Here is a 21,504-nt window from a genome sequence, read left to right as displayed (position 1 = left end):
CGGTTTTCTCTTAAATTGAATAACATCTATTCACTATTGTCGTTGCCGATCTATATAAAGGAAAATCATAGATGAACGCCGTAAGGAGACATAGATGAAATTGTCGGGTAATGGAAAAAAAAATCTGACCGGGTTCTGGGCCGGGCTGGCCGTGGCGCTTTTCTCGGTAGTGATGCCTGCGGCAGCGGAAAAACAGGTCCCCCGTTCGCAGATGGAGGTCACCCTGTCCTATGCTCCCATTGTAAAAAAGGCAGCGCCTGCGGTCGTCAATATCTATACCAAGCGTGTCGTTCAGACCCGTAGTACGCGGTCTCCGTTCTTTGACGATCCCTTTTTTCAGCGCTTTTTCGGTCAGGGTCTGGGCAGTGTCCCCCGGGAAAGAATTGAACGATCCCTGGGCTCGGGCGTTATTGTGCGTGATGACGGCACCATCGTCACCAACCATCATGTTATCGAGGGGGCGGACGAAATTGTTGTCGCTCTGGCCGATCGCCGTGAGTTTTCCGCCAAAGTCATTCTGGATGATGCCCAGACCGACCTTGCGGTGCTGAAAATCGAGGCCGGTACCGACAAGCTGCCTGTCATCAACTTTGCCGATTCCGACGAGATTGAGGTTGGCGATCTGGTGCTGGCCATTGGTAACCCCTTCGGCGTGGGACAGACTGTGACCAGCGGTATTGTCTCCGCGCTGGCCCGCACCCAGGTCAAGGTTTCCGACTATCAGTTCTTTATCCAGACCGATGCGGCGGTCAATCCGGGGAACAGTGGCGGGGCTCTGGTTGGCATGGACGGCAGGCTGCTGGGTATCAATACAGCCATATTTTCGCGGTCCGGCGGTTCCAACGGCATTGGTTTCGCCATTCCGGCCAATATGGTGAATTTCGTGCTGTCCTCCGCCCTGGCTGACGGCAAACTGGTGCGTCCCTGGTTCGGGGCCAACGGCCAGGCCGTGACCTCGGAAATTGCCGAGAGCCTTGGACTTGACCGTCCGGGCGGGGTGCTGGTGGACAATATCTATCCTGGCGGTCCTGCGGAAAAAGCCGGAATAGAGCAGGGCGACGTGATCCTGAGCGTGGACGGCAAGGACGTCTTTGATCCGCAGGCAATCCGTTACCATATCGGACTTGAAAAAGTCGGCGGCGAAATACCGGTAGTAATCCTGCGTGACAACAGGCGCACGACAGTGAATATGCCGCTGGCACCTGCGGTAGAGGACCCGCCGCGGGATATCACCGTGCTGGAAGGCAAACATATATTCACCGGTCTCAAGGTGGCAAACCTGTCACCGGCCTATGCAGACGAGCTCGGTTTGAGTATGTTTGACAAAGGCGTCATTGTGCTGAGCGTTGACCGGGCAAGTCCGGTGCGCCGGCTCGGGGTGGTTCGGCCCGGGGACTTTGTGGAGTCCATCAACGGCAGCAAGGTTGAAACCGTGGATCAGCTTGAGGAAGTTTTGGATGATGTGGGGCGGGATATCACCTTTGGTATCCGTCGCCAGGGACGCCTGATTGAATGTGGTGTAAAAGGAAACAGCAGCTATTACTGCCGCTAGGAAACTTGTATGACTGATCTGTTTGATGCCGCCGGTCTTGAAGACCAGGCTCCGCATCCGTTGGCGGACCGCCTGCGGCCCGGAAGCCTTGACGAGGTGGTCGGGCAATCCCATCTGACCGGGGAAAACGGCACACTCAGACGCATGCTGAAGTCCGGGCGGCTCAGTTCCCTGGTGTTCTGGGGGCCGCCGGGGACGGGAAAGACCACCATGGCCCGGCTCCTGGCCCGGCAAACCGACCTTTATTTTGAGCAGATCAGCGCTGTCTTTTCCGGTGTTGCGGACCTGCGCAAATGTTTTGAAGCGGCAAAGCAACGCCGCAAATCGGGGCAGGGAACGCTATTGTTTGTGGATGAAATCCATCGTTTTAACCGTTCCCAGCAGGATGGTTTTCTGCCTTACGTCGAGGACGGCACCATCATCCTGGTTGGCGCGACGACGGAAAACCCTTCCTTCGAGCTTAATGCGGCGCTTCTCTCCAGGGTCCAGGTGTTGACCCTCAACCGGTTGGATGACGAGGCGATGGAGCTGTTGCTCGGCCGGGCGGAAGGCCTGCTGGACAGGAACCTGCCGCTGACTGAAGAGGCGCGGAGCCTGTTCTACAGCATGGCAGACGGGGACGGCCGGTATCTGCTTAATCTGGCGGAGATCCTGTTTAACCTGGAATTCGAGGAAGAACTGGATTCCGCCGCCCTTATGAAGGTGTTGCAGAAACGGGCGCCGGTCTATGACAAAGACAGGGAAGGTCATTACAATCTCATTTCCGCATTGCATAAATCCCTTCGTGGCTCGGATACGGATGCCGCGCTCTACTGGACCTGCCGTATGCTGGATGGGGGTGAGGAGCCGCTCTATATCCTGAGACGGCTGGTGCGCTTTGCTGTGGAGGATATCGGCCTTGCCGATCCGGAAGCCCTGCATCAGACACTGGCCGCCAAGGATGCCTATGAGTTTCTGGGATCGCCGGAGGGCGATCTGGCGGTCCTGCAGGCGGTGATCTATCTGGGTACGGCGCCCAAGTCGAATGCGGCCTACAAGGCCCAGGGGGCTGCAAAACGGGCCGCCAAGGAAACCGGTTCCCTCAATCCGCCAATGCATATCCTCAATGCGCCGACCAACCTGATGAAAGATCTGGGATATGGCGCCGGCTATGAATATGACCACAACACGGAACACGGTTTTTCAGGTCAGAGTTATTTCCCGGACGATATGGAGCGCCAACAATTCTATCAGCCGACCGAGCGGGGTTTCGAACGGGATATCAAAAAGCGCCTGGACTATTGGGCGTCTCTCAGGGACAAGCTGAACAAAGAGTCCTAGTTTTCTGATTTATACATATAGTTCCGGGTCAGGGGCGCGGCATTCTGACGTTTGGCCAACTGGATCTGGAAGACAACATGGCCCAGATTGCGGAAGGCGCATTCGGCGCTGGCCAGATAGAACATCCACATACGCAGGAATTTATCGTCATACAGATCTATGATCTTGTCTGCCCTGGCTTCACAGGCCAGCCGCCATTTCTTCAGGGTCTCCGCATAATGCAGGCGCAGGACTTCAAGGTCCGTAATATAAAGGCCAGCTTTTTCAATGCAGGGGGCAATTTCCGACAGGGCCGGGGCATAACCGCCGGGGAATACATATTTCCGGGTAAAGGCATCAGTAGCACCGGGGCCATCCGCCCGCCCGATGGTATGCAGCAGGGCGACACCGTCATCTTCCAGCAGGTCGTGGACCTTGTCAAAAAAGGTCTGGTACTGGGCAAAACCCACATGCTCAAACATGCCGACGGAGACGATTCGGTCGAACTTTTCCTGAACCAGCCGGTAATCCTGCAGGTGGAAATTGACCTTGCCGTTTGTTTCAGCCCGCTTCTGGGCATAGGCGAGTTGTTCTTCACTTAGGGTAATGCCGGTGACATCCGCCCCGGAAAGCTCATTCAGGGTCAGGGCCAGGCCACCCCAGCCGCATCCTATATCAAGTAATTTATGAGACTCTTCCAATAATAACTTGTTATTAATATGTTTTTTCTTATTTATCTGGGCCGTTTCAAGGCTGTCATCCGGGGTCTCAAAATAGGCGCAGCTATATTGCCGGTCCGGGTCCAGGAACAATTCATAGAGATCACTGGACAGGTCATAATGATGGGCGACATTTTTCTTGGATCGGCCGGCCGGGTTAATCTGGTCGATCAGGCCTATGATCCGGGTAAAGGGTGTCTTGCCGGTACTGTGCATGACGTTGCCCTTGCGCCACTCCATGTTTTTGGTGACCAGGTATAAAAAGTTATAAATGGAAGCCCCGTTTTCCAGTGTGAGGTCCCCCTCCATCCAGGCTTCGCCAGTGGCGAGGTCCGGTTTCAGGAAAATACGCCGTGGCAAGGAAGAGGTATGAAACCTGATGGTGACTTCCATGTCATCAGTTCCGACAAAGGAATGTTTTTTCCCGCTGGCGTCGATGATGTGGAGTGTCCCGAACTTGATCAGTTTGTTCAAGAGAATGGAAAGTAAAAACATGTTATTCGTCCCCAAATACCTAACTGTCAGGTTGTCGTCTATGACTTTGACGGTATGATGGCAGGAATGAAATGAGCATGCAAGTTAATGAATGGTGGACCCCTGGCCAGGTCGCCGCTAAACAAGTAATTTCATTGAACCTGGCTGCAAAGTATGGCATGTCCTGTGCGAGAAAAAGGAGAAAAGGCATGAATACGCTTCTGGCGGCTGCGGCTGGTGGTGCTGTTGGGGCGACCTGCCGTTTTCTGGTGGGCAGACTTATGTTGAATGTGATGGGTCCGGGATTCCCCTGGGGCACCCTGACGGTCAATATTGTCGGCTCCTTCGCTATTGGCCTGATTGTGCATCTGCTTGCAGTTCGCTATGAACTTTCCCATATATGGCAGGTGTTTCTGGTGACCGGCGTGCTGGGGGGCTTTACCACCTTTTCAGCTTTTTCACTGGAACTTGGGCGCATGCTGCAGGAAAATAACCTGCCGCTGGCGGCTCTTTATGGAATTGGTTCTGTCACTATCGGCGTCCTTGCCCTGTTTGGCGGGATCATGGTGGCAAGATTTGTAGCAGGATAGTCATATGGCGGGTGTTACCCACCGCAAGGTCAAAGCACAGGAACAGGACTGGCGTCTCGATAAATGGTTCAAGGAGAACTATCCGGGGCTTGCCTATGGCCGGTTGTCCAAACTGCTGCGTACAGGACAGATCAGGATTGATGGCAAACGGGCCAAGGCCAACAGCCGCCTTGACGCCGGCATGGAAATCCGTATCCCACCGGTGGATGACGACGCCACATCGGCAAAGGCAAAGCCCAAGGCCGAGAGGGTTAAAATCTCCGAGGAAGATGCCCGCATGATCCGCAATATGGTCATCTATCAGGATGACAGCGTGATTGTGCTGAACAAGGAGCCGGGGCTCGCGGTTCAGGGCGGTAGCAAGATCACCAAACATGTGGACGGACTTCTGGATGCTCTGCGCGGTGAAAAGAAGGAGCGTCCAAAGCTTGTGCATCGGCTGGACAAGGATACAAGCGGCGTGCTTGTGATTGCTCGGACGGCGGCCGCGGCAAAAAGCCTGACGGAATCTTTCCGCGACCGCAGCACCAACAAAATCTACTGGGCGCTTGTCATGGGCAGGCCGGAGTTGATGCAGGGCACCGTCAAGGCCCCCCTGGACAAGGAGCCGGGGACCAGTGGCGAACGCATGATGGTGTCGGACAAGGGCAAGAAAGCTGTGACGGATTTTGCGGTCATGGATCATGCCCTCAATGAGGTAAGCTGGGTGTCGTTCAAGCCGCTCACGGGCAGGACCCATCAGATCAGGGTCCATGCCACGGTTCTGGGTACGCCCATCGTGGGAGACGGCAAATATGGCGGCAAGGAAGCTTTTCTTGACGGGGCCGTGAGCAAGAAACTGCACCTGCATGCCCGTCATCTGGATATTCGCCACCCCGACGGCGGAACCTTGTCGGTTACCGCCGATTTGCCGCGACACATGCGGGAAAGCTGGAACATGTTCGGTTTTGACACCCATGACAAAAGCGATCCTTTTGCTGATGAGGAATGGTCACCGGTATGAAACTAGTTGTCTTTGACTGCGACGGTACCCTGGTAGACGGCCAGCATATGATCCTGGACAGTATGCGGCATGCAAGTCTTGTCTGCGAGGTGGACTATCCCGGTGATGAACCGGTGCGCCGCATTGTCGGTCTTACCTTGCTGAGAGCCATCGAGGATGTATACCCCGATCTGCAGGCGGACCATCATCTGGCACTCCGTGAAGCCTTTATCGACCGTTTCAAGCAGTTGAGGGAAGACGAGCACGAGGAGCCCCTGTTCGAGGACGTGAGGGAAGTGCTGGAACATCTCACTGGTGAGGGATATTTACTGGGTGTTGCAACGGGCAAATCCCGGCGCGGTCTGGTCAATACCCTGAAAAATCACGATCTGGAAAAATATTTCATTACACTCAACACAGCCGACGACGGGCCGGGAAAACCCCATCCGTCCATGTTGCTGAACGCCATGCGGGATGCCGGAACCACACCGGAGAATACTGTGATGGTCGGGGACACGACCTTCGATATCCAGATGGCGAAGGCAGCAAGGGTGTGTTCTGTGGGGGTGAACTGGGGTTATCATCCGGGCGAAGAACTTGTCACCGCCGGGGCGGATCACCTGATCGAAAGAATTCTTCATTTGCCTGAAATCCTGGGAATGTCTTTGGGCACAAAGGAGAAGTCATGAAACGATTTTACAATACAGTTGACGTAGACGAACAGGACGGCGGCTACGTCATTCTTCTGGATGGCCGCACCGTGAAGACGCCGGAAAAGCGTCTGGCAATTGTGCCCAACCCGGATCTGGCGGATATGCTGGCACAGGAGTGGCGCGACCAGGGCGAGGATATTCTGCCCCACCGCATGCCCATGAACAAATATCTTTGTACCGCCATCGACCGGGTCACGACCCAGCGGGAGGTGCTGATCGAGGAACTTGTCAATTATGGCGGGACCGATCAGATCTGCTACCGGGCGGAACATCCGGTGGAACTGGTTCAGCGCCAGCAGGAGAAATGGGACCCGATCATCGACTGGATGTCCGGCCGACTGGGCATTCCCCTCAAGGTTACTACCGGCATTGTCCCTGTAGAACAGGGAACGGAGGTTTTGGACAAACTCAGGAACAAGCTGGCGAGGATCAATGAATTTCAGATGGCTGCCCTGCATAACATGACCACTCTGACCGGCTCTGTCTCCATTGCGCTTGCCCTGTTTCACGAACACCTGGACGAGGAGAATGCCTGGGCCGCCTGCCAGCTTGACGAGGACTTTCAGATCGAGCATTGGGGCGAGGACGAGGAAGCCGAACAGCGGCGGGCCAATATGCGTGCCGAACTCGGCAATGCCGTCCGCTTCCTGTCGTTGGTGCGCTAGGCCCCCTTTTCCTCTGTGACTTCACCACTCATGGCCAGCACAATATACCCACATACGGCGGACAGCAGGGAACCGACAATGACGCCGACGCGCAGTTCCGTGCTCAGGTCCGGACCGGTCTCGAAAGCCAGTGATCCTATGAACAGGCTCATGGTGAAGCCGATACCGGTCAACAGGCTGACGCCATAGAGTTTAAGCCAGGTCGTATTGTCCGGCAGTCTGGCAAAGCCGGTAACAATGGCGAGCCAGCTCAGGCCGAAGACCCCAATTTGTTTGCCGATGAACAGGCCGGCCGCAATGCCCAGCGATACCGGGTGCAGAAAGATTGCGGGATCAAGCCCCAGAAGCGGCACACCGGCATTGGCAAAGGCGAAAACCGGCAGGATCAGATAGGCGACCCAGGGATGCAGGAGGTGTTCAAGAACCTCCAGCGGACTGTCACCTTCCTCGTTTTTGGCGCGCAGGGGAATGGCCATGGCGATGACCACGCCGGCAAGCGTAGCATGGATGCCGGACTTCAGGACAAATATCCAGAGGAAAACCCCGACAATCATATAGGCGGCAATATGGGTAACCCGCAAGCGGTTCAGGATAAACAGGATGGCAATGGCGCAGGTGGCAAGGATCAGCGAAGTGGTTGACAGATTGGCCGTGTAAAAAAGGGCGATGATGATAATGGCGCCAAGGTCGTCAATGATGGCCAGCGCGGTGAGGAAAATTTTCAGCGACAGGGGGACCCGGTTGCCGAGCAGGCTGAGCAGGCCAAGCGCAAAGGCAATATCGGTCGCGGCCGGGATTGCCCAGCCGTTCATTCCGGGAGCATAGCCCATGTTAAACCAGATATAAATCAAGGCAGGGATGGCCATGCCGCCCAGCGCCCCGATGGCAGGCAGGGAAATCTGGCTCATGCTCGACAAATTGCCGTCAATGAGTTCCCGCTTGATTTCCAGTCCCACCAAAAGAAAGAAAACAGCCATCAGGCCGTCATTGACCCACAGAAGCAGCGGCTTTGCAATGGCGAGATCGCCAATACTAACGGCGATGGGCACATCAAGCAGATATTCATACCATTCGGTCAGGGGACTGTTGTCTGCGAGAATGGCGAGCACGGCAGCAAGGATCAGTAAAATACCGGCGGAGGACTCCAGCTTGAGAAAGCGGCGCACAAACTCGGCAGCGGTAAGATGAACGGTCACTTTTTTCTCCTGTTACGGGTTGGGCGGGAATTGTGATCCCTGTGTCCTGTATGGATCACTATTATATCAGGCGCACACTGGATTAGAGTGATATTTGTCCACCCTTCGGAAACCTTTGTAAAAAACTGCCTTCGTCTTTGAATTATGCTACGTTAAGCCAATTTGCAGAGGTCCGGAGAAAAAAAGTGCTTGCAAAATAACGCAGTCCGACCTAATCAATGTTACTCGTGAGTAGAAAAATAATAACGAATGACGAATAACGCTTTACCGCAATTGACAAAATCCGCATTACTTTAGCGAGGTGATCATGCAGGAAATCCTTGAAGAACTTGAACGCAGGCGGGCCCAGGCAAGGGCCGGGGGAGGCGAGCGCCGGGTCGAAGCGCAGCACGCAAAGGGCAAGCTTACCGCCCGGGAACGTATCGAGCTGCTTGTAGACCCTGACAGCTTCGAGGAATATGACATGTTCATGGAGCATCGCTGCGTTGATTTCGGCATGGATGAGCAGAAAGTTTCCGGAGACGGAGTGGTGATCGGCTCCGGCACCATCAATGGCCGTCTGGTCTACGTGTTCAGTCAGGATTTTACTGTCTTTGGCGGGTCGCTTTCTGAATCCCACGCCGAAAAAATCTGCAAGGTCATGGATATGGCCATGACCAACGGGGCGCCGGTGATTGGCATCAACGATTCCGGCGGCGCGCGTATTCAGGAAGGTGTGGCAGCTCTTGCCGGCTATGCGGATGTGTTCCAGAAAAATATCATGGCTTCCGGTGTTGTCCCGCAGGTTTCCCTGATCATGGGGCCCTGTGCGGGCGGTGCGGTTTACAGCCCGGCCATGACCGACTTTATCTTCATGGTCAAGGACAGCTCCTATATGTTTGTGACCGGTCCGGATGTAGTGAAGACCGTGACCAACGAAGTGGTGACCCAGGAAGAATTGGGCGGCGCCATTACCCACACCAGCAAGTCAAGTGTTGCCGATCTGGCGCTCGAGAATGACCTGGAAGCGATCAAGCAGACCCGTCGGTTTTTTGACTTCCTGCCGCTCAACAGCAAGGAAAAGCCGCCGGTCCGTCCCACCTTCGACGATCCGGAACGCATCGACATGTCCCTGGATACCCTGGTGCCGGCCAATGCCAACAAGCCTTATGACATGCATGAGCTGATCCGCAAAGTGGCGGACGAAGGCGACTTCTTTGAGGTGCAGCCGGCGTTTGCCAAGAATATTCTGACCGGGTTCGGCCGCATTGACGGCCAGACCGTCGGATTCGTGGCAAACCAACCCATGGTTCTGGCCGGATGTCTGGATATTGACGCCAGCCGCAAGGCCGCCCGTTTTGTCCGCTTCTGCGACTGTTTCAATATTCCGATCATTACCTTTGTCGATGTGCCCGGTTTCCTGCCCGGCACCAAGCAGGAATATGGCGGGATTATCAAGCATGGCGCCAAGCTGCTGTTTGCATACGGCGAAGCGACAGTGCCGAAAATTACCGTTATTACCCGCAAGGCTTACGGCGGCGCCTATGATGTGATGGCGTCAAAGCATCTGCGCGGTGACCTGAACTACGCCTGGCCCACTGCTGAAATCGCGGTGATGGGCGCCAAGGGAGCGGTGGAGATTATTTTCCGGGGTGAGCCGGAAAAGATCGAGGAAAAGACAAAGGAATATACCGACAAGTTCGCCAATCCTTTTGTGGCGGCAGGCCGGGGCTACATCGATGATGTGATCATGCCCCATGCCACCAGGCGGCGTATTGCCCGCGGGCTGAAGCTCCTTAAAAACAAAGAGCTTAGCAATCCTTACAAGAAACACGATAATATTCCGCTCTAGGGACCGGGAGGAAGTACGAAAATGTTTTCAAAAATTCTGATTGCCAACCGTGGTGAAATTGCCTGCCGTGTCATCAAGACTGCCCGCAAGATGGGGATCAAGACTGTCGCCGTCTATTCAGACGCGGATGCGGATGCGCTGCATGTGCTGATGGCTGATGAAAAGGTCCATATCGGTCCGCCGCCCGCTGCGGAAAGTTACCTGATCGCCGACCGCATTGTAGAGGCCGCCAAACAGACCGGCGCCGAAGCCATTCACCCGGGATATGGTTTTTTGTCCGAGAATGCTGATTTCTGCAATCGTCTGAAGGAAGAGGGCATCGCTTTCATTGGCCCGGGTGTGAAAGCCATCGGCGCCATGGGCGATAAAATTGAATCCAAGAAACTGGCCGCCGAGGCCGGTGTCAGCACCGTGCCCGGTTATATGGGCGTGATCAAGGATGCGGACGAAGCGGTGAAGATCGCTGGCGAGATCGGCTATCCGGTAATGATCAAGGCCTCCGCCGGCGGTGGCGGCAAGGGCATGCGCGTGGCCTATAATGACGAAGAAGCCCACGACGGTTTTATCTCTGCCACCAACGAAGCCAAATCCAGTTTTGCCGATGACCGGGTTTTTGTGGAAAAATTCATTGAGGAACCGCGCCATATTGAAATCCAGGTGCTGGGGGATTCCCACGGCAATGTGATTTATCTCGGGGAACGTGAATGTTCCATTCAGCGCCGTCACCAGAAGGTGATTGAGGAAGCGCCGAGCCCCTTCCTTGATGCCAAGACCCGCAAGGCCATGGGGGAGCAGGCTGTCGCGCTGTCCAAGGCTGTGGACTATCAGTCCGCCGGTACCGTGGAATTTATTGTCGACAAGGATCGCAACTTCTATTTCCTGGAAATGAACACCCGCCTGCAGGTTGAGCATCCGGTCACTGAGATGATCACCGGCATCGATCTGGTGGAGCAGATGATCAGGGTGGCGGCCGGCGAAAAGCTGGCCATGAGCCAGAAAGATGTGAAGCTCAACGGCTGGGCCATGGAGAGCCGAATCTATGCGGAAGACCCCTTGCGCGGCTTCCTGCCGTCCATCGGCCGTGTCAGCTATTATATCCCGCCCGAGGAAACCGATTTTGTGCGTGTGGATACCGGGATTTACGAAGGCTCCGAAATCAGCATGTATTACGATCCCATGATCGCCAAGCTGGTGACCTATGGGGCCAACCGTGATGAGGCCATCCAGCATATGCGCAAAGCGCTGGATGACTATTACATCCGCGGGGTCGGGCACAATATTGCCTTTCTCAGCGATGTGATGAATGCGAAACGCTTCCAGGAAGGCAGGCTGACCACCAATTATATCGCCGAGGAATATCCAGACGGCTTTACCGGTGGAACGCTGACGGACGAGACGCGCCTGACCATGGTAGGGGTGGCTATGGTCATCCATGCCCTGGAATTTGACCGGTCGCGCAGTATTTCCGGCCGCATTGTCGAAAATTCGCCGGCGTTTGAGGCCAGATGGATTGTTGCCGTGGGCAAGCGGGATCATGTGGCCACTTTCTTTGCCACCGAGGACGGCTGCCTGGTCAATGTTGACGGTGAAAGCCTTGTGGTGGTCAGTGACTGGCTGCCCGGCCGGAAAGTGTTTGTCGGCAATGTGAGCGGCCGGGAAATCAGCGTCGAGGTGGATTATCTGGACGATGGCTACCGGCTGACCCATGACGGGGCCAGCGAGCATGTCAGGATCTATACCGAGCGCGAGGCCGAGCTTGCGGTTCTCATGCCGGAGAAACTCCCGCCGGATACCTCCAGACTGCTGCTTTGTCCGATGCCGGGCCTTGTGGTCTCTGTCAATGTGGAGAAGGGCGACGAGGTCAAGGCCGGCCAGATTCTTGCCGTGGTCGAAGCCATGAAAATGGAAAACAATCTGCGTGCGGAGCGGGACGGGGTAGTTCTCAATGTACCTGCCAAAGCCGGCGACAGCCTGGCGGTGGATGACGTGATCATCGAATTCGAGTAAGATAACCCTCTGGCAGGAGGTTGCATATGCTTGATGAAGGACATATCGCCCGGCGGCTGATTATCCACGGCCGGGTCCAGGGGGTCTGGTACCGGGCCTGGACTGAGGAAAATGCCACATCGCTGGGGCTTGACGGCTGGGTCAGGAACCGCGCCGACGGTACCGTGGAGGCCTTTCTTGTCGGACCTGAAGCCGATGTGCAGGAGATGATTAAACGTTGTCATAATGGTCCCGAAAGGGCCAATGTGACGGAGGTTGAGGCATTTCCCGCCAAAGGTATCACCGCGAAGGGCTTTAAACAAAAACCGACAGTCAATCTGGAAGAACGGCGAAACTGAAATCAGTTTTCGAAAATCTCTTCCCAGGTCCGTTTCAGGGCTGCATCCACATCGTCCATGGTCACCGGCAGACCCATATCCACCAGGGAGGTGACCCCATGCTCGCTGATGCCGCAGGGGACGATGCCGCTGAAATGATCAAGGTCCGGCTCCACATTGATGGAAATGCCGTGAAAGGTGATCCAGTTACGGACCCGCACACCTATGGCGGCGATCTTGTCCTCCCGGGGCAGAATGCTGCCGGAAACATCCCGGCTGACCCAGACACCGACCCGGCCCTCGCGGCGCTCTCCCGTCACATTGAATTCGGCCAGGGTGTCGATGACCCACTGTTCCAGATTGGTGACGAATTTCCTGAGGTCCCGGCTGCGTTTGCGCAGGTCCAGCATCACATAGGCGATGCGTTGGCCCGGCCCGTGATAGGTATATTGTCCGCCGCGTCCCGCCTCGTAGACCGGAAAGCGGTCCGGATCGATCAGGTCGCTGGCATCGGCAGAGGTCCCGGCGGTATAGAGGGGAGGGTGCTGCAGGAGCCAGACCAGTTCCGGCGCCTTGCCCTCGTAAATATCCCGCACCCGCATTTCCATGCGCGCCAGCGCTTCCTCGTAGGGGACAAGGCTGTCGGTGATTTCCCATTCGATTTCGGAAGGCTCTGTCGTCATTCTTTAATTTGAGCTTTTCTGTTAACTGAAAAATAACTATGCTGGGACATGCTTTAATGTCATTATGTTCCTATATCTTGTGAACGGCAAAAAGTGAAGGACTAAGCGTATAAATGTCACAGGCTATTGAAGACGTCGATATTGAGTTGACCCTGGTGCTGGGCCAGGCCTGGATGCCGATCCGCCACCTTCTGAAACTTGGGCGCGGCGCGGTCATTGACCTTGAAGGAGATCAGGACCAGCCGGTGAAGCTATATGCCAACGGGGAACTGATCGCCCGGGGCGAAATCGTCGTATCCGGCGAGAATATTGCCGTCAATATCACAGAAAGTGTGAAAAGCTACCAGATATAAGTCGTGTTCCTGCAGTCGGAACCTTCCGGTGTATCTTTAACTTTCCTTATAAACAACATAAAAAAAATGTATTAAATAAAAAAATACATAAAAACTTGAAAGTATGATATTTAGGTTTTACATATACCGAAACTTGATGTGAAATTGTATGCCCCGTCCGGGGTGGTTAGGATCTGGTGATGGAAGCCATCACAATGGAAAAAGAAATCTCGCAGGAACAGGCGTTTGAACGCCTGCAGCGCCTCTATGGCGACCTTGAGGACAGCCGGGAGCTTCTTGACGCCATGATCAATCGGGAATTTCCCGGCCAGATTGCCCTGGTGTCCTCTTTCGGGGCCGAATCTGTCGTTCTTCTGGATCTCGTGGCGCAGGTTAATCCGGACACAGCGGTGGTTTTTCTCAATACCGAAAAGCTGTTTGGCGAAACATTGAAATATCGTGACACACTTGTGGAAAGACTTGGCCTGACCAATCTGGTGACCGTGAACCCTGACAAGCAAGAGGTGCAGGCGGAGGATCACAACGGTCTTCTCTGGACCCGGGATACGGATGGCTGTTGTGATTTGCGCAAGGTGCGTCCGCTGGCCCGGGCCATGAACGGCTTTGATGCCTGGATTACAGGACGCAAGCGGTTTCAGTCTTCGACCCGGTCTTCCATTCCGCTCATTGAACTGGATGGTTCCAAGATCAAGGTCAACCCGCTGGCGTTCTGGAGCCAGGAGCAGGTGGACCAGCGTATCAGGGAACTGGGCCTGCCGGAACATCCGCTGGTATCCCAGGGATTTCCGTCCATCGGCTGTATGCCGTGCACTCACAGGGTGGAAGCCGGCGATGACCGCCGTGCCGGCCGCTGGGCCGGACAGGACAAGACCGAATGCGGCATCCATATCGGGGCCAATATCTAGCTAATCAGAATATTATGGGCGGGCAGGGTAAAATATTGCATTTTCCTGTTGCGTCTTTGTCCGCTGTTTGCTACTTCACAGCAACCAGTTTCAGTGTGCGGCCGTGGCGGAATTGGTAGACGCGCAGCGTTGAGGTCGCTGTGGGATAATATCCCGTGGAAGTTCGAGTCTTCTCGGCCGCACCAACATCCTTTCCCAGAATTTCCCAAATCTTCCTAAACCGCAGAAAACTGCAGTTTTCTGCCATTGATGCTCTTCCATTTTTCCCTCATTTTCTATCTTATCAAGAAAAAGCGCGCAAATTGTGCGCACAAATTGTGCGCACGAAACAGGATTGAAAATGGCTTCATTGAGAAAACATGGAAAGAAATGGCAGGCTGATGTCAGAATCAAAGGTGTCCGCAAAACAAAACTTTTTAGAACCAAGATGGAAGCTCACCGTTGGGCAGTCGAGACTGAAGAAATGCTCAAGCCTACCTTCATGGGGGGCGCCGAACCTTTCGTGAAGCAATGCAGCGATATGCGAAAGAGGAAAGTGTCAAGAAACGTGGATCCAGATGGGAGGTTATTCGTCTCGAAAAACTATGCCGTCATCCGATAGCAGATCAATATTTGGAAGATTTGATGCCTGAGGATTTCAAAAATTGGATGCGGGACCAGAGTAATTTGGCGCCGTCATCAATTCTTCGAGAACTTCAGGTCATGTCGGGAGTGCTTGAATGCGCTATGGATGAGTGGAGTTGGACGGATAAAAACCCGACAAAGAAAGTAAAAAAACCACGAAAGCCTCAGCCACGTGATTGGACTTGAGGCTTTCCGGAATTTCGGTTGTGTCTTCCGTGATCTCTTGGGCGAAATCTGAAAGACTGGAGTAGCAGCCAACATAATAATTTTCGAGGGCGTCCCGAGCGTCTGAAAGGTCGCCATAATATTCAATCAGCTTGCCGCCCAAGATACCGTGCTCAGAGATAAAGGCGGCAATTTTGCAGATACTTTCGATGCTCTGATATTCGGAGATAGGGGCACCTTCAAAGCCTTCATGGTCATGAATGGCGTGTTCTTCCGCCTCCTCAATTGGGGACGTTTTCAGTATATCCCGGATCTCCGCCCAAATGTCCTCGGGCTCTTGAGTGGCATCGATCCATCGGCCGTGCAGGATGCCGTTGTTATAGGCGGCAAGACAGGCCACATAAATTCTGATTTCTGAAGTTGCTTGTTCCATGTGAAGACCTCCTTCGGGAGTGGGTTGCAGATGCAACCCCTGGCCTTCGCCGAGAACCGGGTGTGCAAGCGGAGGGTAAAATCGACGGCGGGCGCAGACAAAGTCGAGCCTCGGGCTCCGTCTATTTTACGTGAAGTGCGCTGAGGGCAGGCCCTAAGAATACCGATAATTACTAGCCGAAATTGGTGACCGTTGGATACAGGTCTTTGGGATTAAAAATAGGTTGCTTAAACAACTATATTGTGTTTATATAGCCCCTAATTACACTGATCAAACAGCTGAGCTTGACCCGTGCACACTTATTAAAAAGTAGCAATGCACGCGTCTCTGCCTCAAGGAGCTTCTATGCCGTGAGAATCAACACACTCGACCTCAATCTGTTGCTGGTGCTTGATGCTTTGCAGCGCACCCATAGTGTCACCCTCGCCGGGGAGCAACTATGCATTTCTCAGTCGGGCGTTAGCAACGCGTTACGGCGCCTGCGCGATGCCTTCAGCGACGAACTGTTCGTGCGTACCGATAACGGCATGATGCCCACTCCATTGGCGGAATCGATGGCCGAGCCTATCCAGGCTGCGCTACAACAGATTCGCCAGACGATAGAAAACCGCGGCTGCTTCGATGCCGCCAGCAGCACGCGGCACTTTCGCCTGGCACTCAGTGATGTCGGACAAGTGTCACTGCTCCCACATCTGCTGTCATTCTTCGACAAGTACGCGCCAAACATCTCGCTCGAAACAGTGCCACTATCGCGTCATGGCATAGCCGAGCAGATGAGCGGTGGCGAAATTGACCTGGCGATTGGTGTGGCGAGCCCTCTGGGGGCCGGCTTTTTTCGGCGCCGATTCCGTAGCCTTCGTTTCGTTTGCGTTGTCAGTAAGGACCACCCCATCATTCAAGGCAACATTAGTCTCGAGCAGTTCCTGCGGGCTTCATTCATAGAGTATGAGCCAGCCGGTGGCAGTTATAGGCACTTCCGGGAGCATGCAGACCGACTATTCGAGGAGAAAAATATCCAGCGTAAGGTATCCGTGAAGATGGCATACCTGTCGGGAATCGAATCCATCATTGCCAGTTCAGACCGCATCGCAGTAGTCACCGAAGCCTTGGTTACAAGCATGAACCTGGAAAACAAGGTGCAGGTATTAGGCCTGCCATTCGACATTCCAACACTTGATTTGACGCTGCAGTGGCATGAACGCATCAACAAAGACCCTGCGCAAGTGTGGCTGCACAAGGCTGTTATCCAGGTAGTCAAAAATCTCGGTAAAGATAGCATCATGCCTGTTAATACCGGCAATTCCGAGCTTTCATTGGCCCTGGCTTCAAGCGCTTGATAGCTTACTTGAATTACATTTAAAGGATCGGCGGCCATTCTACAACGGCAGCTCTGAATTCACGCACATCTGACAGGAGATTATCGTGCCATTCGAAGTAACATTGCAGCCCAGCGGCAAACAGTTCACCGTGCAGGAAGGCACCTCCATTCTTGAGGCTGGCCACGATGCTGATATCGCCCTGCCCTACAGCTGCCGGGCGGGGGCGTGTCGTACCTGTCGAGGTCGAATTGTGGAGGGCCAGATCGACCACGGGCATGTGCACCCAACATACCTCCCTCTTGAAGAGCGCGAGCAGGGCTATGCCCTGCTGTGCCAGGCGCAGCCTCTTAGTAACCTTGTTATAGAGGTCCAGGAACTGGACATTATGGGCAGCATTCGCTCGCGGGTATGTCCGGGTAGGGTCAAGGAGATGCGACGTGTCACCCCTGATGTGATGATTGTCCGCATAAAGCTACCCATGAACGAGGACGTGATGTTCCTGGCTGGACAGTTCGTTGAATTCGTTCTCGCCAACGGCGAGCGTCGCGCCTATTCAATCGCATCGGCGCCGTCGATTGGAGGAGTGACAAGCATCGAATTGCACGTGCGTCATACACCGGGCGGTCTGTTCACCGACTATGTATTCGACGGTATGAAAGTGCATGACTTGGTTCGTATGGAACTGCCGCAAGGGACTTTTTTCTTGCGCGAAGACAGTGACAAGCCCCTTGTTTTGCTGGCTAGCGGCACAGGTTTCGCACCCATCAAATCTATCCTCCAGTATGCGCAGCAGAAGCAGATCAAGCGGCCCATGACGTTCTACTGGGGTGGCCGCACCCGTGCTGACCTTTACGAAATGGACTGGGTCGAACGATATGCATCAGAAAACGAAGGTTTTCAATTTATTCCTGTCGTATCAGACGCTACGCCGGCGTGTGGCTGGAGCGGTCGAACAGGCTTTGTCCACCGTGCTGTGATGGAGGATTTTCCCGACCTGTCCAAACACCAGGTTTATGCCTGTGGGGCGCCAATAGTGATTGAGTCTGCCAAGCGTGACTTTGCCGAACAGTGTTCGTTGCCGCTGCAGGAGTTCTTCGCCGATTCGTTCCTTGATGCCGGAGATCGGGCGCAGGCCCGAAGCTGAGAGCATAACTCGATTGAAACTAAGGAGGTCAGTATGAACAGTACAGTAAAGATGTTTGGCGAACTGCGGGCTAAGGGCCGCACTAAAGATTCCATTGTCAAACCGAAAACCATGAGCCACGGCACTATGGAAACTTACAAATTGAGTGAGTCACGCCGTTTCTACGAGGAATTTCTGGGCCTGGAAACGGCGAGGCATTCGCCGGGAGCGATCGCAGTCCGCTGCTCGAGTGCATCGCACGTCATCGCCATAGAGTCTGGTGCCAAGTTGCGCCCGGTCCACGTATACAATCACTGGGGACTGGATCTCGAGTCTGTCGAAGCCGTTGACGAAGCTCACCGCGCCGCACACAAATACAAGGACAAATATGGAATTCGTAGCATCTGGGAGCCCTCCTTCCAACACGGCATCTACTCATTCTATTTGGAAGACCTCGATCACAACTGGTGGGAATATCAATACTACGACGGCGACGAGACAGAGGATATGTTCGACTTTGGTGATCGCTACACAGATGAAGGCAAACCGCTGTAGTAGAAGCCTAGCCAAATGCCCATTTTTGACGGAGGATTAAAGAAATGACAATCGAGCTTGCGGCGCAGGGAAGTTTCTATTTCGGTTTCGATCACATCACGGCGCCGGGAGAATTCGACGTGAGCGACCTGCGCAGCAATGCCGGTGATATTTTCCCAATTCATCAAGGTTATGTCCGCTTTCAGATTCCTGCAAAATCGCGTAAATACCCGATGGTAATGGTTCATGGTGCCGGACAGACTGGCAAAACATATGAAAACAGCAGGGACCGAGAGGGGTATGAATCAATTTTCCTTCGGCGAGGCTGGTCGGTTTATATCCCGGACTTTACCACACGGGGCAGGGCATCAACGACAACGTTCAGTGGGTCCTTCGGAGATCTTCTGGGCAAGCAGGTTGGCCCGCCGACGACGCAGCGATATGGCAACAAGCATTTGTTCACTGGTTTTCGCTTTGGCAACTGGACCGATGGCGAGCCGCAGTTTTTCCCTAACGTGCAGTTTCCTCAATCGCGAGTGGAATTGGACCAATTTTGTGCGCAAAGTGTACCATTTGATCTGGCGGCGCCGACCGGAAGCACAGCTGCCGACGCCGTCGACACTGTTAGCGATAATCTTTCGGCGCTGATGGACGAGGTTGGCCCGGCGATCCTGATTACTCACTCGCAGTCTGGCCCGTTCGGGTGGCATACCAGGATCAAGAACTCCAACGTCAAAGCAATCGTCTCCTACGAGCCAATAAGCTTTGTCTTTCCGGATCAAGACTTGCCGGCTGGAGAAAACGGCATACCGGCGGAGGAGTTCGCAAAGCTGACACAGATTCCAATCCAGATGGTTTTTGGCGACTATATCTCGGCTGAGGGAAACCACTGGCAAAGAGTATGGCATAAGAATCTTCAGCGCGCGCGACTGTTTGCCGACACGATCAACCGTCATGGCGGTGATGCCCAAGTTGTTCATCTGCCCGAAGTTGGTATCCAAGGCAACACACATTTTCCGTTTGCCGACCTGAATAATGATCAAATTGCCGACCTTCTGTCGAGGTTTTTGCAGGAACAGGCGCTTGACACTTACGATCTGCAGAATTTGTGATGTTGTTGATGCAACCCGGCCGATCCGTTTTTTTTTGGCGGCCAATTCGGCAAATCTTTAGACGCCCCAGAAATTTAAAAGGAGACTGAAAATGAGTATTGAGAGAAAAGAAATTGATCCACCCGAACTCTTCAAGCATCCGGGCTACAAGCGGGTAGTTACCGTGCAGGGCGATATGAAACTGGTTTTCATCGCCGGGCAAACCCCGAGTGATGACAGTTATCAGTGCGTCGCTCCGGGCGATCTTCGCGCTCAGTATATCCATGTAATGGAGAATCTCGAAATCCAACTTAAGGCGGCAGGCGCCGACTGGGATGACGTAGTATTTAGGCGAATTTTCGTGCTTGATGTGGATGAGTTCGGGAAAGTCGTTTATGATGAGACAGTGCCAAAATATGGCGATGGCCGCCCACCCAGCACACTGATTGGTGTTACCCGCCTCTCTAATCCCGAGTTCCTGATCGAGGTGGAAGTGTGGGCTGTGGTGCCTGCGACATAATCACTTGCCATCGCTGACTAGCGATTGTTGACGCTAAAACTATTCTAAGGAGCACAAGAGCCAAGAAACTCTCTGCCTTCCACCGCCGAGGACACACGTCTATTGGCAAAATTATCGAAGAGCAGATTATTGATCTGCACGCCGCCGCCCTAAGATCCTGCCAACGATGCTTGAGTTGTTGCGAGCTGGCCGGGAGACGAGGGTGCGTGTGACCGAGGTGGTGAATACAGATGACCCGACGTATCCGCTCGAGGCGGAGCGTCACAATAGTAAGGTACCCAATGCTCAAGTATGGTTTAACAAACAAGTCTCGTGTATCTATACACCCTATGCCCCGATGCACCCGTCAAGGATCTCAACAATGCTTGATAATGATGTGGAACTTGGAATTGTGATCGGGAGGAAATGTCGTTATGTCACTCGTGAACAGGTGCGTTCTGTGATAGCAGACTACGCGGTCTGCAATGACATCACGGTTAGAGATTGGCAAATATGTTGACTGACCATTATTATCGGTCTCCTCTATCAATTTACCGAAGCCGGACAGATGAGTAAAATGGCAAATAGTAAGGATAAACAGGAACAATCCAAAGACCCCATGTATTACGTGCAATTCGGATACCTGCTGAATCGCACAGGATCCCTGGGTGCCGCTTCCATGAGTGATGTGTTAAAAGAGTTCGATATATCCCTGCCGATCTGGCAGATACTGTTGATCCTCAGCGAATTCGGCGAACAAACCATCAGTGAACTCGCCAGTCACACCGGGATAGAAATGTCTTATCTTTCACGAACAGTTCTAAAAGCAGAAAAGCGTGGCTTTGTAGCGCGGGCCAAGTCAGCTGAGGACAAGCGCGTCACTTACATCAAGCTGGTAACCGGAGGGCGCCAGATGATTCGTAAGGTCCTACCAAAAACCCGCCTCCTGCGAGGGATCATGTTTCAAGGAATTCCTGCTGCCGATATCGAAACCACAGCCCGAACGCTGAGTATAGTTTACCACAACCTGGTAAGCAGCGTCGATGCGATTTCTGATGACATCAATCGAAAACTGATCGTCGCGCGACGCACCGGCAAATCCGACAAAGAATGATTTAGATCCATTTAGGTATTCTTTTCACGCTCAGCGCGATTAGAAATATATTCAACCAATGCCGCGATATCGTATTCCCGATATTCCCCCGCCGTCATGTTGATGGACGTCCCAGTCGGGTTCGTGACCTTGACGAACGTTCGTCTCTAGATTGGAAAGAATTGGCCACTGATACGGTTATCGAACGATCGCTGCCTTGAAGAGAATCACCTCGGCTGATACCGGCTATATGAGGCGGTGATTAGTCCAGCATCGCAGTATCTGCTAGCTTGTTAAGATAGGAATTGTCCATGAAGCGACAAACTAAAGTAAAATC

General features: G+C 53.8%; 23 protein-coding genes and 1 tRNA gene. 20 read left to right on the top strand and 4 right to left on the bottom strand.

The window, feature by feature from the left end; genetic code table 11:
* Nucleotides 1–94 precede the first annotated feature (94 nt).
* Nucleotides 95–1,552, top strand: a complete 1,458-nt coding sequence (locus ACN0YD_RS14735) for a DegQ family serine endoprotease (RefSeq protein WP_417321105.1) — start codon at nucleotides 95–97, stop codon at nucleotides 1,550–1,552.
* 9 nt (nucleotides 1,553–1,561) lie between these two features.
* Entirely contained in the window at nucleotides 1,562–2,872 is a 1,311-nt protein-coding gene (locus ACN0YD_RS14730; protein ID WP_417321103.1) for a replication-associated recombination protein A, read from the top strand.
* Here the strand turns inward: ACN0YD_RS14730 and ACN0YD_RS14725 are convergent.
* Nucleotides 2,869–4,065, bottom strand: coding sequence for a class I SAM-dependent methyltransferase (locus ACN0YD_RS14725; RefSeq protein WP_417321101.1), 1,197 nt, complete (start codon nucleotides 4,063–4,065; stop codon nucleotides 2,869–2,871). The two genes, ACN0YD_RS14730 and ACN0YD_RS14725, sit on opposite strands and share 4 nt — an antisense overlap.
* A 188-nt stretch (nucleotides 4,066–4,253) precedes the next feature.
* Between ACN0YD_RS14725 and crcB the strand changes: the two genes are divergently transcribed.
* Genes crcB through ACN0YD_RS14705 form a run of 4 tightly spaced genes read left to right on the top strand, consistent with a single transcriptional unit; the run spans nucleotide 4,254 to nucleotide 6,994 of the window.
* The gene (gene crcB, locus ACN0YD_RS14720) at nucleotides 4,254–4,634 is read left to right on the top strand and encodes a fluoride efflux transporter CrcB (protein WP_417321099.1); all 381 of its coding nucleotides are present in this window, start codon (nucleotides 4,254–4,256) and stop codon (nucleotides 4,632–4,634) included.
* A gap of 4 nt (nucleotides 4,635–4,638) precedes the next feature.
* The gene (locus ACN0YD_RS14715; protein WP_417321097.1) at nucleotides 4,639–5,637 is read left to right on the top strand and encodes an RluA family pseudouridine synthase; all 999 of its coding nucleotides are present in this window, start codon (nucleotides 4,639–4,641) and stop codon (nucleotides 5,635–5,637) included.
* Nucleotides 5,634–6,305: an HAD-IA family hydrolase gene (locus tag ACN0YD_RS14710; protein WP_417321095.1), complete on the top strand. Its 672-nt coding sequence runs from the start codon at nucleotides 5,634–5,636 to the stop codon at nucleotides 6,303–6,305. The genes ACN0YD_RS14715 and ACN0YD_RS14710 overlap by 4 nt, the downstream gene beginning before the upstream one ends.
* Nucleotides 6,302–6,994 carry an ATP12 family chaperone protein gene (locus ACN0YD_RS14705; protein WP_417321093.1) on the top strand — a complete coding sequence of 231 codons (693 nt, stop codon included), beginning with the start codon at nucleotides 6,302–6,304 and terminating at the stop codon, nucleotides 6,992–6,994. Before ACN0YD_RS14710 ends, ACN0YD_RS14705 begins: the two co-directional genes overlap by 4 nt.
* On the opposite strand, the gene nhaA is transcribed toward ACN0YD_RS14705, so the two are convergent.
* Complete coding sequence (gene nhaA / locus ACN0YD_RS14700; RefSeq protein ID WP_417321091.1) at nucleotides 6,991–8,190, bottom strand: Na+/H+ antiporter NhaA; 1,200 nt, start codon at nucleotides 8,188–8,190, stop codon at nucleotides 6,991–6,993. The two genes, ACN0YD_RS14705 and nhaA, sit on opposite strands and share 4 nt — an antisense overlap.
* Before the next feature lie 307 nt (nucleotides 8,191–8,497).
* On the opposite strand from nhaA, the gene ACN0YD_RS14695 reads away from it, so the two are divergent.
* The 3 genes from ACN0YD_RS14695 to ACN0YD_RS14685 are packed head-to-tail and all read left to right on the top strand — an operon-like array spanning nucleotide 8,498 to nucleotide 12,366.
* The gene (locus ACN0YD_RS14695) at nucleotides 8,498–10,021 is read left to right on the top strand and encodes an acyl-CoA carboxylase subunit beta (protein WP_417321089.1); all 1,524 of its coding nucleotides are present in this window, start codon (nucleotides 8,498–8,500) and stop codon (nucleotides 10,019–10,021) included.
* 21 nt (nucleotides 10,022–10,042) lie between these two features.
* Nucleotides 10,043–12,028 (top strand): acetyl-CoA carboxylase biotin carboxylase subunit, encoded by a 1,986-nt coding sequence (locus ACN0YD_RS14690; protein WP_417321087.1) that lies wholly within the window; start codon nucleotides 10,043–10,045, stop codon nucleotides 12,026–12,028.
* A 26-nt stretch (nucleotides 12,029–12,054) separates the two neighbouring features.
* Nucleotides 12,055–12,366: an acylphosphatase gene (locus tag ACN0YD_RS14685; RefSeq protein WP_417321086.1), complete on the top strand. Its 312-nt coding sequence runs from the start codon at nucleotides 12,055–12,057 to the stop codon at nucleotides 12,364–12,366.
* 2 nt (nucleotides 12,367–12,368) lie between these two features.
* Here ACN0YD_RS14685 and lipB read toward each other — a convergent pair whose 3' ends face one another.
* Nucleotides 12,369–13,028: a lipoyl(octanoyl) transferase LipB gene (gene lipB / locus ACN0YD_RS14680; RefSeq protein WP_417321084.1), complete on the bottom strand. Its 660-nt coding sequence runs from the start codon at nucleotides 13,026–13,028 to the stop codon at nucleotides 12,369–12,371.
* A 113-nt stretch (nucleotides 13,029–13,141) separates the two neighbouring features.
* On the opposite strand from lipB, the gene ACN0YD_RS14675 reads away from it, so the two are divergent.
* The 4 genes from ACN0YD_RS14675 (at nucleotide 13,142) to ACN0YD_RS14660 (ending at nucleotide 14,887) form a co-directional block, all read left to right on the top strand.
* Entirely contained in the window at nucleotides 13,142–13,381 is a 240-nt protein-coding gene (locus ACN0YD_RS14675; protein ID WP_417321082.1) for a FliM/FliN family flagellar motor switch protein, read from the top strand.
* A gap of 179 nt (nucleotides 13,382–13,560) precedes the next feature.
* Nucleotides 13,561–14,286 (top strand): phosphoadenylyl-sulfate reductase, encoded by a 726-nt coding sequence (locus ACN0YD_RS14670; RefSeq protein ID WP_417321079.1) that lies wholly within the window; start codon nucleotides 13,561–13,563, stop codon nucleotides 14,284–14,286.
* 97 nt (nucleotides 14,287–14,383) lie between these two features.
* Nucleotides 14,384–14,471 (top strand) — tRNA-Leu (locus ACN0YD_RS14665).
* Between the two features lie 155 nt (nucleotides 14,472–14,626).
* Nucleotides 14,627–14,887, top strand: coding sequence for a hypothetical protein (locus ACN0YD_RS14660; protein ID WP_417321077.1), 261 nt, complete (start codon nucleotides 14,627–14,629; stop codon nucleotides 14,885–14,887).
* Between the two features lie 123 nt (nucleotides 14,888–15,010).
* Here ACN0YD_RS14660 and ACN0YD_RS14655 read toward each other — a convergent pair whose 3' ends face one another.
* Nucleotides 15,011–15,508: an antirestriction protein ArdA gene (locus tag ACN0YD_RS14655; protein ID WP_417321075.1), complete on the bottom strand. Its 498-nt coding sequence runs from the start codon at nucleotides 15,506–15,508 to the stop codon at nucleotides 15,011–15,013.
* Nucleotides 15,509–15,858: 350 nt separating this feature from the next.
* Between ACN0YD_RS14655 and ACN0YD_RS14650 the strand changes: the two genes are divergently transcribed.
* The 7 genes from ACN0YD_RS14650 to ACN0YD_RS14620 all read left to right on the top strand — a co-directional run bounded on the left by ACN0YD_RS14650 (nucleotide 15,859) and on the right by ACN0YD_RS14620 (nucleotide 21,188).
* The gene (locus tag ACN0YD_RS14650; protein WP_417321074.1) at nucleotides 15,859–16,845 is read left to right on the top strand and encodes a LysR family transcriptional regulator; all 987 of its coding nucleotides are present in this window, start codon (nucleotides 15,859–15,861) and stop codon (nucleotides 16,843–16,845) included.
* A gap of 85 nt (nucleotides 16,846–16,930) precedes the next feature.
* Nucleotides 16,931–17,971: a CDP-6-deoxy-delta-3,4-glucoseen reductase gene (locus tag ACN0YD_RS14645; RefSeq protein WP_417321072.1), complete on the top strand. Its 1,041-nt coding sequence runs from the start codon at nucleotides 16,931–16,933 to the stop codon at nucleotides 17,969–17,971.
* Nucleotides 17,972–18,004: 33 nt separating this feature from the next.
* A complete protein-coding gene (locus ACN0YD_RS14640) occupies nucleotides 18,005–18,505 on the top strand; it encodes a VOC family protein (protein WP_417321070.1) in 501 nt (166 codons plus the stop codon).
* 44 nt (nucleotides 18,506–18,549) lie between these two features.
* Nucleotides 18,550–19,596, top strand: coding sequence for an alpha/beta hydrolase (locus tag ACN0YD_RS14635; RefSeq protein WP_417321068.1), 1,047 nt, complete (start codon nucleotides 18,550–18,552; stop codon nucleotides 19,594–19,596).
* Nucleotides 19,597–19,687: 91 nt separating this feature from the next.
* A complete protein-coding gene (locus tag ACN0YD_RS14630) occupies nucleotides 19,688–20,095 on the top strand; it encodes a RidA family protein (RefSeq protein ID WP_417321066.1) in 408 nt (135 codons plus the stop codon).
* Between the two features lie 166 nt (nucleotides 20,096–20,261).
* Nucleotides 20,262–20,594 (top strand): fumarylacetoacetate hydrolase family protein, encoded by a 333-nt coding sequence (locus ACN0YD_RS14625; RefSeq protein WP_417321064.1) that lies wholly within the window; start codon nucleotides 20,262–20,264, stop codon nucleotides 20,592–20,594.
* Nucleotides 20,595–20,642: 48 nt separating this feature from the next.
* Nucleotides 20,643–21,188, top strand: coding sequence for a MarR family winged helix-turn-helix transcriptional regulator (locus ACN0YD_RS14620; RefSeq protein ID WP_417321062.1), 546 nt, complete (start codon nucleotides 20,643–20,645; stop codon nucleotides 21,186–21,188).
* Nucleotides 21,189–21,504: the final 316 nt, after the last annotated feature.

It is taken from the genome of Emcibacter sp., from assembly GCF_048269205.1.
GTDB lineage: Bacteria > Pseudomonadota > Alphaproteobacteria > Sphingomonadales > Emcibacteraceae > Emcibacter.
The sequence above is the reverse complement of the archived record's forward strand: the minus strand, read 5'-3'. Positions and strand labels throughout refer to the sequence as shown.